General features: G+C 70.0%; 10 protein-coding genes. All 10 read left to right on the forward strand.

The features are described 5' to 3' along the window. Positions 1 to 192: 192 nt before the first annotated feature. The 10 genes from VGN50_RS05490 to VGN50_RS05535 all read left to right on the forward strand — a co-directional run bounded on the left by VGN50_RS05490 (position 193) and on the right by VGN50_RS05535 (position 10,044). Positions 193 to 1,482, forward strand: coding sequence for a site-2 protease family protein (locus tag VGN50_RS05490; protein ID WP_327443681.1), 1,290 nt, complete (start codon positions 193 to 195; stop codon positions 1,480 to 1,482). A 56-nt stretch (positions 1,483 to 1,538) separates the two neighbouring features. Beyond that, on the forward strand, positions 1,539 to 1,916 hold the full coding sequence (locus tag VGN50_RS05495) for an FKBP-type peptidyl-prolyl cis-trans isomerase (RefSeq protein ID WP_327443682.1): 378 nt from the start codon (positions 1,539 to 1,541) through the stop codon (positions 1,914 to 1,916). Between the two features lie 100 nt (positions 1,917 to 2,016). Next, entirely contained in the window at positions 2,017 to 3,180 is a 1,164-nt protein-coding gene (gene ispG, locus VGN50_RS05500; RefSeq protein WP_327443683.1) for a flavodoxin-dependent (E)-4-hydroxy-3-methylbut-2-enyl-diphosphate synthase, read from the forward strand. A gap of 64 nt (positions 3,181 to 3,244) precedes the next feature. Next, a complete protein-coding gene (locus VGN50_RS05505) occupies positions 3,245 to 4,090 on the forward strand; it encodes a GNAT family N-acetyltransferase (protein ID WP_327443684.1) in 846 nt (281 codons plus the stop codon). A gap of 95 nt (positions 4,091 to 4,185) precedes the next feature. After that, complete coding sequence (locus VGN50_RS05510; RefSeq protein WP_327443685.1) at positions 4,186 to 4,584, forward strand: DoxX family protein; 399 nt, start codon at positions 4,186 to 4,188, stop codon at positions 4,582 to 4,584. Between the two features lie 74 nt (positions 4,585 to 4,658). Beyond that, a complete protein-coding gene (locus VGN50_RS05515) occupies positions 4,659 to 6,443 on the forward strand; it encodes a proline--tRNA ligase (RefSeq protein ID WP_327443686.1) in 1,785 nt (594 codons plus the stop codon). Further along, a complete protein-coding gene (locus VGN50_RS05520) occupies positions 6,443 to 7,216 on the forward strand; it encodes an HAD family hydrolase (RefSeq protein WP_327443687.1) in 774 nt (257 codons plus the stop codon). The genes VGN50_RS05515 and VGN50_RS05520 overlap by 1 nt, the downstream gene beginning before the upstream one ends. Positions 7,217 to 7,248: 32 nt before the next feature. Continuing rightward, complete coding sequence (locus tag VGN50_RS05525) at positions 7,249 to 7,998, forward strand: TSUP family transporter (RefSeq protein ID WP_327443688.1); 750 nt, start codon at positions 7,249 to 7,251, stop codon at positions 7,996 to 7,998. A 67-nt stretch (positions 7,999 to 8,065) separates the two neighbouring features. After that, positions 8,066 to 9,499, forward strand: coding sequence for a ferredoxin reductase family protein (locus VGN50_RS05530; protein ID WP_327443689.1), 1,434 nt, complete (start codon positions 8,066 to 8,068; stop codon positions 9,497 to 9,499). Between the two features lie 11 nt (positions 9,500 to 9,510). Continuing rightward, complete coding sequence (locus tag VGN50_RS05535) at positions 9,511 to 10,044, forward strand: FMN-binding protein (RefSeq protein ID WP_327443690.1); 534 nt, start codon at positions 9,511 to 9,513, stop codon at positions 10,042 to 10,044. Positions 10,045 to 10,051: the final 7 nt, after the last annotated feature.

A 10,051-nucleotide genomic window follows, 5' to 3' on the forward strand; every position in this document is an offset into this window, starting at 1 on the left:
CGCCGGGAACCCGCGGGACGTCTCCGATGTTGAAGAGGCGGAAAGGTGGGCACGAGCCCGGGCCGAGCGGGCGGTGGTCACCGCCGGCTGAGCCCGAGAGGACCCCCGGCTCACCCGTAACCGGGTCGCACAGGCGGTGCAGCCACGACCCAGGCACAATGGACGTTCGCCCACCACCGGAAAGGACCCCGCGTGCTCTACGCCCTCGGTGTGCTCGCCTTCGCCTTCGGGCTGTTGGCCTCGATCGCGTTGCACGAGATCGGGCACATGGTGCCGGCGAAGAAGTTCGGGGTGAAGGTCACCCAGTACATGGTCGGCTTCGGGCCCACGTTGTTCTCCCGCCACAAGGGCGACACCGAGTACGGGTTCAAGGCCGTGCCGATGGGCGGCTACATCCGGATGATCGGCATGGTGCCGCCCCGCAGGGACGGTCGCAAGAGCCGCTGGCCGACCCGGATGGCGACGCTGGTCGAGGAGTTCCGCGAGACCAGCCGGGCCGAGGTGCACGCCGGGGACGAGGACCGCCAGTTCTACCGGCTGACCCCGGGCAAGAAGATGATCATCATGCTCGGCGGCCCGACCATGAACCTGCTGATCTTCCTGCTCATCACGATCTTGTTGTACGGCGTGATCGGGGCCAAGGGGCCGACCACCACGGTGGCCGCCGTCAGCAAGTGCGTGGTCCCGGCGACCGCGAAGGTGCTCGACTGCCCTGCGCCGGGCAGCTCCGGCTTCGTCAAGGCGCCGGCCAACGGGGTGCTGCAGCCGGGCGATCGGATCACCGCGATCGACGGGCAGCAGATCACCAGGTGGTCGCAGTCGGTCTCGATCATCGAGGCATCGGCCAACAAGCCGTTGAGCATCGAGGTGCTGCGGGCCGGTAAGCCGGTCGAGCTCACGATCACGCCGGTGCAGACCACCAAGTTCGCCAACGACCAGGGAACCCGCACCAAGCAGGCCGGCTTCATCGGCATCGGCACCACCCAGGCCTACCAGCGACTCGGGCCGGGACGACTCAGCAGCCTGGTCTGGCAGCAACTGGGTCTGAGCGTGGATGCCCTCAGGAACTTCCCCAGCAAGATCGGCAGCCTGTTCGGCACCGTGTTCGAAGGCAAGCCGCGGGACCAGCAAGGCGCGGTCGGGGTCGTGGGCCTCGGCCGGATCGGCGGCGAGATCGCCGACAGCAAGAAGATCTCGGTGCTGGACAAGATCTCCACCCTGCTCAGTCTGCTCGCCGGGGTGAACCTGCTGCTGTTCTTCTTCAACCTGCTGCCGCTGCTGCCGCTGGACGGTGGCCACGTCGCGGGCGCCATCGTCGAGTCCGTCCGCCGGGGAATCGCCCGGCTGCGCAAGCGGCCGCACCTGATCTTCGTCGACGTCGCGAACCTGGTGCCGGTCATGTACGTGGTGGCCAGTGTGCTGATCGTGTTCTCGGTCCTCGTCCTGTACGCCGACATCGTCAAGCCCATCTCGTTGAACTGACCCTGGTGCCCGGCACCGCGAAACACCCATCGATCAACCAACCTGAGGAGCCAACCGTGACGCGTCCGACCAAGCCCGAGGTCGACTTCCCGACCGCAGACCTGACCGGGGAACTGCAGATCCGCGACCTCGTCGAGGGCGAGGGAGCCACCGCCCAGGCCGGGCAGCAGGCCGTCGTGCACTACGTCGGTATCGCCCACTCGAGCGGGGAGGAGTTCGACGCCAGCTACAACCGCGGGGCACCGTTCACCTTCCCACTCGGCGAAGGACGCGTCATCGCCGGCTGGGACCAGGGCGTGCAGGGCATGAAGATCGGCGGCCGTCGCGAGCTGATCATCCCGCCGCACCTCGGTTACGGCGATCGCGGTGCCGGCGGTGCCATCAAGGGCGGCGAGACCCTGATCTTCGTCGTCGACCTGCTCGAACTGCGCTAGCGACGGCTGCCGGACACCCCGTCCGGCACGAGTACGTTTGAGGTCGAGGGCCGCGGCCGATCGCCGGGGCGCTCAGTGACGAGGCGAGGATGACACACCGATGAGCACACCGATTTCGCTGGGAATGCCGACCGCTCCGCCACCGGTGCTGGCACCGCGGCGCAAGTCCCGCAAGATCCAGGTCGGGACGGTGGCGGTCGGCGGTGACGCGCCGGTCTCGGTGCAGTCCATGACGACCACGCTGACCTCCGACGTCAACGCCACCCTGCAGCAGATCGCGGAATTGACGGCGGCCGGCTGTGACATCGTGCGCGTTGCCTGCCCCAGCCAGGACGACGCCGACGCGCTGCCGGCGATCGCCCGCAAGTCGCAGATCCCCGTCATCGCCGACATCCACTTCCAGCCCAAGTACGTGTTCGCGGCCATCGACGCCGGCTGTGCGGGGGTGCGGGTCAACCCGGGCAACATCCGCAAGTTCGACGACCAGGTCAAGCAGATCGCGCAGGCGGCCAAGGACGCGGGCGTCTCGATCCGGATCGGCGTCAACGCCGGGTCGCTCGACCCCCGGCTGCTCCAGAAGTACGGCAAGGCGACGGCCGAGGCGCTCGTCGAGTCGGCCGTCTGGGAGGCCTCGCTGTTCGAGGAGCACGACTTCCACGACTTCAAGATCTCGGTGAAGCACAACGACCCGGTCGTCATGGTGCAGGCCTACGAGCTGCTCTCGCAGCGGGGTGACTGGCCCCTGCACCTCGGGGTGACCGAGGCGGGTCCGGCGTTCCAGGGCACCATCAAGTCGGCCACCGCGTTCGGGGCGCTGCTGTCCAAGGGCATCGGCGACACCATCCGGGTCTCGCTGTCCGCGCCTCCCGTCGAGGAGGTCAAGGTGGGCAACCAGATCCTCCAGTCGCTCAACCTCAAGCCGCGCAAGCTCGAGATCGTCTCGTGCCCGTCGTGCGGTCGCGCCCAGGTCGACGTCTACACCCTTGCCGACCAGGTGACCGCAGGCCTCGAGGGTCTCGAGGTGCCGCTGCGCGTCGCTGTCATGGGCTGTGTGGTCAACGGCCCCGGGGAGGCACGTGAGGCCGACCTCGGGGTTGCCTCGGGCAACGGCAAGGGTCAGATCTTCGTCAAGGGCGAGGTCGTCAAGACCGTGCCCGAGAGCCAGATCGTCGAGACCCTGATCGAGGAGGCCATGCGGATCGCCGAGGAGATGGGCGAGAGCGAGGAGCAGCCCGCCGGCGCCCCGAGCGTCGTCGTCGGCTGAGGCTCCTCGCCGCTTCGACATTGTGGTGGGTCGCAACCACGGCTCGACCGCCTAGGCTGTCGACGTGCTCCGCACCCGCAACCCGGTCCATGCACTGTCGCCGTCGGACCGCGACGACGCGTTGCAGCTGTGCGCCCAGGACCTGCCGGCCAACGTCTTCGTGGCCGCGCGCCTCCTCGAGGGGGTGCTGACCACCCAGCCCGGCACGCTGCTCGGCCTGCGAACCGAGGGCACACTGAGGTCCGTCTGCTGGTCGAGCGCCAACCTCGTGCCCGTCCAGACGGATGCCGACTCGCTCGGCTTCTTCGCCGACCGGGTCCGCCGTTGGCGCCGCCACTGTGCCTCGATCCTCGGGCCGGCCGACCAGGTCTCCGAGCTGTGGCGCCACCTCGGGCCGACGTGGGGCCCGGCTCGGGCCGTCCGCAGCAGCCAGCCCCTCATGAGCACGATGACCCGGCCCTCCGAGCTCGGGGTCGCGCTGGACGACCGCGTGCGCCCGGCCACCCTGTCCGAGGTCGACCTCGTCATGCCGGCAGCCGCGCAGATGTTCGAGGGCGAGATCGGCTACCCGCCCTACACCGGCTCCGGCGCGGCATACCGCCAGGCTCTGCAGGCCCTGATCGACCGGGGCCACACCTTCGTCGTCGTCGAGGACGGGACCGTCGTGTTCAAGGCCGACGTGGGGTCGGTCGCTCTCGGCTGCGCCCAGCTGCAGGGGGTGTGGCTGCACCCGGAGCTGCGCGGGCGGGGGCTGGCCGTGCCGATGATGGCTGCGGTGGTGGAGCAGGTGATGGCGACCCGAGCCAAGTGGGTCACCTTGTACGTCAACGACTTCAACGCCAGCGCGCGCTCGACCTATCGTCATGTGGGTTTCGAGGACGTCGGCACGTTCTCGACCGTGCTGCTCTGAGACCGCGGCCCCGGTGGTGCCGGAACGCGCGGATATCGGGCGCTCCGGCACGGACCCACCGCTGCGATCGGCCCGCTCCCTGTCAGGATGACGCCATGACACGCACCGTCGCACCGCTGACCAAGGACCTCGTCGGCCTGGCTGGGCTGTTCCTCACCTCGGGCGTGACGCACCTGGCCAAGCCCGACGTCTTCGAGCCACTGGTCCCGAGGTCCCTGCCGCGCCGTCGCGAGCTGATCTATGTCTCGGGCGTCGCCGAGCTGGCCTGCGCGGCCGGCCTGCTGCACCCACGCACGCGTCGCCCCGCCGGCTGGGCGAGTGCCGCCCTGCTCGTCGCGATCCTGCCCGGCAACCTCCAGATGAGCGCGAACTACGGCAAGCGGGCTCGACGCACCGGGACGCCCGGGGCGCAGGCAGCCTTCGCGGCGACGCTCGCCCGGCTTCCGCTGCAGGTGCCGCTGATCCGCACCGCGCTCAAGGCCGCCGGCCGCTGACCCGGCCTGCGTGGCACGGTGCGGCATACCGGCAGATATCCTTCGAGACGTTGCCCGCCAACCGAGGAGAGCCCGTGGCCCTGCGCATGTCGACCCTGTTCCTGCGAACCCTTCGCGAGGACCCGGCCGATGCCGAGCTGCCCAGCCACAAGCTGCTCGTCCGGGCCGGCTACATCCGGCGGGTCAGCCCCGGCATCTACACCTGGCTGCCGCTGGGCCTGAAGGTCCTGCGTCGCGTCGAGACCATCGTCCGCGAGGAGATGGATGCCATCGGAGCCCAGGAGCTGCTGTTCCCCGCCCTCCTGCCCAAGGAGCCCTTCGAGGCGACCGGCCGGTGGGAGGAGTACGGCGACAACATCTTCCGCCTGAAGGACCGCAAGGAGGCCGACTACCTGCTCGGGCCGACCCACGAGGAGATGTTCACCCTCACGGTCAAGGACCTGTGCTCGTCGTACAAGGACCTCCCGCTGTCGCTCTACCAGATCCAGACCAAGTACCGCGATGAGGCCCGTCCGCGCGCGGGCCTGCTGCGCGGTCGCGAGTTCGTCATGAAGGACTCCTACTCGTTCGACCTCGACGAGGCAGGGCTCGACAAGGCGTACCAGCTGCACCGTGACGCCTACATCCGCATCTTCGACCGACTCGGCTTCCACTACGTCATCGTCCAGGCGATGGCCGGCGCTATGGGCGGCAGCAAGAGCGAGGAGTTCCTCGCGACGGCCGAGAACGGCGAGGACACCTACGTCCACTGCCCCCACTGCGGGTTCGCGGCGAACGTCGAGGCCGTGCGTGTGCCCGTCCCGGACGCCCTCCCGTATGCCGAGGTGCCGGCTGCGCATGCGGAGGACACCCCCGACACCCCCACCATCGACACGCTGGTCGCCCACCTCAACGAGGCCTTCCCCCGCGAGGACCGTGTGTGGCAGGCCGGTGACACGCTGAAGAACGTCCTGGTGACCCTCGTCCACCCCGACGGCACCCGCGAGCCCCTGGCCATCGGCGTGCCCGGCGACCGAGAGATCGACGAGAAGCGGCTCGGTGCACAGGTCGAGCCGGCGGCCGTGGAGGCGTTCGACGAGAAGGACTTCGCCGCGAACCCCGCTCTGGTCAAGGGCTACATCGGGCCCGGGGCGCTGGGCAGCGAGTCGGTCTCCGGGGTGCGCTACCTCCTCGACCCCCGGGTCGTCGAGGGCACCCGCTGGGTGACCGGGGCCGACCGGCCCGGCAAGCACGTCATCGACCTCGTCGCTGGTCGGGACTTCACCGCCGACGGCACGATCGAGGCCGCCGAGGTGCGCCCGGGTGACGAGTGCCCGAGCTGCGGCCACCCGCTGGAGTCCGCTCGCGGCATCGAGATGGGACACATCTTCCAGCTGGGCCGCAAGTACGCGGAGGCGCTCGGTCTCAAGGTGCTCGACCAGAACGGCAAGCTCCAGACGGTGACCATGGGGTCCTACGGTGTCGGCGTCTCGCGCGCGGTGGCCTGTGTCGCCGAGGGCAACCACGACGAGCTCGGTCTGGTGTGGCCGCGCGAGCTGAGCCCCGCCGACGTCCACCTCGTGGCGACGGGCAAGGACCAGGAGGTCTTCACGGCCTCCGAGCAGATCACCCGCGAGCTCGAGGCGCAGGGCGTATCGGTGTTGTTCGACGACCGCAAGGGCGTCAGCCCGGGTGTGAAGTTCAAGGACTCCGAGCTCATCGGCGTCCCGACCATCGTCGTCGTGGGCAAGGGCCTGGCCGACGGCACCGTCGAGATCAAGGACCGCGCCAGCGGTGAGCGCCGGGTCGTCCCGGTCAGTGACGTGGTCGCCGAGGTCGTCGCCGAGGTGGCCCGGCCGGTCGGCGGCGGAGCCGCCTGATGGCCCAGCACGCCCTGCGGGCCGTCATCTTCGACTGGGGTGGCACCCTGACGCCCTGGCACGAGGTCGACCTGCCCCAGCAGTGGCGGGTCTTCGCCCGGGAGGTCCACGGCCTGCCCGTCGAGGACACCCACATGCCTCCCGAGGAGCTGGCCGAGGCCGACTCGCTCGCCGTCCGCCTCCACCAGGCCGAGGAGCAGGCCTGGTCTCTGGGCAGGCAGACCCACCAGAGCGCGTCCATCAGCGAGATACTGGCCGAGGCCGGCGTCGACGCGGCCCACGACCGGCACCACCTGGCGCTCGCGGCATACCACCGCTTCTGGGAGCCGCACACCCACACCGACCCCCAGGTCCGACCGCTCTGGCAGGGGCTGCACGACCGCGGCCTGCGCGTGGGGGTCCTGTCCAACACCATCTGGACCCGCGCCTACCACCGCGAGGTGTTCCAGCGCGACGGTGTCCTCGACCTCCTCGACGGCGACGTCTACTCCTCCGAGATCCACTGCGTGAAGCCGCACCCCGATGCCTTCCGCGCGGCCTGCGCCGCGGTCGGTGTCGAGCCGCACGAGGCGGTCTACGTCGGAGACCGGTTGTTCGAGGACGTGCACGGCCCCCAGCAGGTCGGCATGCGCGCCATCTGGATCCCGCACTCCGACATCCCGAGCAACCAGCGGGTCGCCGTCGAGGCCACGCCCGACGCCCAGGCGCACGAGCTGATCGACATCCTCGACATCGTCGACGGCTGGCTCTCCGAGAGCGAGCCGACTGCGTAGTGGGGCACATCGCGCTCAGCACCATCCTGCTCATGGCGCTGGCCGCCTTCGGCGCCGGCTGGGTCGACGCCGTGGTCGGCGGTGGTGGCCTCGTCCAGCTGCCGGCGCTGGTGCTCGGGTTCCCGGCCGCCCTGCCTGCGCAGCTCCTCGCCACGAACAAGCTCGCCTCGATCTTCGGGACCACGACCAGCTCGGTCACCTACTGGCGCAGGATCCGGCCCGACCTGCGCACCGCTCTGCCGATGGCAGCGGTGGCCTACGTCGGCGCGGTCGGGGGAGCGGTGCTCGGTCTGCACATCCCCAAGAGCGCCTTCAACCCGGTCATCCTCGTCATGCTGGTCGTGGTCGGCGCCTACACCGTCGCCAGGCCCGCGCTGGGCCACGAGACGGCCCTGCGGTTCGACGGCCACCGGCACACGGTGGTGGCGATGCTCACCGGGTTCGTCATCGGCGTCTACGACGGCGCGCTCGGGCCTGGGACGGGCTCGTTCCTCGTCTTCACGTTGGTCGGGCTGATGGGCTACGCCTTCCTGGAGGCCAGCGCCAAGGCCAAGATCGCCAACGCCGCCACCAACCTCGGCGCCCTGACGGTGTTCGTGCCCGGTGGTCACGTGATGTGGGGGATCGGGCTCGTGATGGCGGCAGCCAACGTCGTCGGCGGCTACACCGGCGCGCGCACGGCGGTGGCGCGGGGAAGCAGGTTCGTGCGCGTGGTCTTCGTCGTCGTGCTGCTCGCCTTCATCGTCCGGATCGGCGGCTCGGTCATCGGGCTGTGGACCTAGACAGGCTCATGCACCAGCCATGGGGAGCGCACAGCGGACACCCAGGTTCGCGCCACATCGTCAGGGGGTGACCACGACCGAGCTCTCCACCCAGCGGCCCTCCCGCACGGCGAGCGCCGCCGCCCCGGCATACCAGCCGCCCCGCTTCCGGCCCGTCCCGCTGTGGTGGCGCGATGCCTCCGTCAGCCTGTTCTGGCTCGTCCTCGTGTGGGTGACCTCGTTGTGGGTCAGCAACGGCGGGATCCAGGACCTGGGGGCTCTGGGCACTGGGCTCACCAGCCTCGGGCGGCTGACCGGACTCATCGCCTCGGCGCTCCTGCTCGTGCAGGTGTTCCTGATGGCGCGGGTCCCGTGGTTCGAGCAGGCCTGGGGCCAGGACGCCCTGGCACGGACCCACCGTTACGTCGGCTTCACGTCGTTCAACCTGCTGTGGGCCCACATCGTGCTCATCACCCTGGGCTATGCCGCGGGCAGCTCCGCCGGGCTGTGGGGCACCATCGTGAGCTTCGTCGTCGACTACCCCGGCATGCTGCTCGCCGTTGCCGGCACCGTCGCCCTCTGCATGGTCGTCGTGACGTCGGTGAAGAAGGCAAGGGCCAGGCTGCGCTACGAGTCGTGGCACCTCATCCACCTGTACGGCTACCTCGGTGCGGGCCTGGCCCTCCCGCACCAGCTGTGGACCGGCCAGGAGTTCCTGCGCTCGACCGCGTCGACGGTCTTCTGGTGGACCCTGTATGCCGTGTGTGCCGGCGCCGTCCTGGTCTACCGCATCGGGCTGCCGCTCTACCGCTCGTGGCGCGCGCCGCTGCGCGTCGCCGCCGTGCATGCTGAAGGCCCTGGCGTGACCTCGGTCGTCGTCGCAGGAGCGGGCGTCGAGCGGCTCCAGCCGGCACCGGGTCAGTTCTTCCAGTGGCGGTTCCTCGACGGTCGAGGCTGGTCCCGGGCTCACCCGTTCTCGCTGTCCGCTGCTCCCGACGGCCGCCACCTGCGCATCACCGCGGCCCACGTCGGCGACGGGACAGACCGGATGGCCCGGCTGCGGCCCGGCACGCGCGTGCTGGTCGAGGGACCCTACGGGCGACTCCACCCCGGTGTGCGCACCCGCCGCAAGGTCCTGCTCATGGGCTCCGGCATCGGCATCACGCCACTGCGCGCCCTGCTCGAGGGGCTGGAGCAGTCACCCGGGGACGTCGTCGTCGTGCACCGAGCTCACAGCGCGGACGAGCTCTTCCTCAGTGGCGAGCTCCAGCAGCTGGCGAGCCGGCTCGGCGCACGGTACGTCACGGTGCCCGGGCCACGAGTGCCGGGGCGCAGCTCCTGGCTCCCTGCGACAGCGGCACACCTGTCGGACGCCGAGGCGCTGACCCAGCTCGTCCCCGATGTCGCCGAGCATGACGTCTTCCTGTGCGGGTCCCCAGGCTGGATGGACGCGGCCAGACAGGCCGCCCTCGACTCCGGCGTGCCCGCCGACCACATCCACCTCGAACGATTCGTCTACTGAGGAGCACCGCGATGCGACGCATCACCCTGTGGGCGCTGTCCACACTCACGACCCTTGTCCTGTTGTTCAGCTACCACACCTCCACCTCGAGCGCCGGCACTCCCGTCGCCAGCGCCGTCGGCTCGGCCAACGGGGCCGCTGCGGCCAACGGCGCGACGACACCGACGAGCGGCACGAGCTCCAGCTCGGGCACAAGCAGCAGCAGCTCGGGCAGCGCCTCCGGCGGCTCCAGCGCCCCCGCCACGCCCAAGGCCACGAGCACGTCCACCGCCACGACGTACGACGGCGCGGCCGTCATGACCCGCTACGGCGCCGTGCAGGTGGAGATCACCGTCGCCAACGGCAAGATCACCAAGGCCACCGTCATCCAGGTGCCGTGGAACGACCCGCGTGACCAGGAGATCAACTCCCAGGCCGTGCCGATGCTCAACGACGAGGTGGTGCAGAGGCAGAGCGCCAGCATCGACATGATCTCGGGGGCCACCTTCACCTCGGACGGCTACATCCAGTCGCTGCAGTCGGCGATCGACCAGGCGCACCTGTGAGTGCTGC

The organism is Pedococcus sp. (assembly GCF_036000045.1).
In the GTDB taxonomy this organism is placed as follows: Bacteria; Actinomycetota; Actinomycetes; order Actinomycetales; family Dermatophilaceae; genus Pedococcus.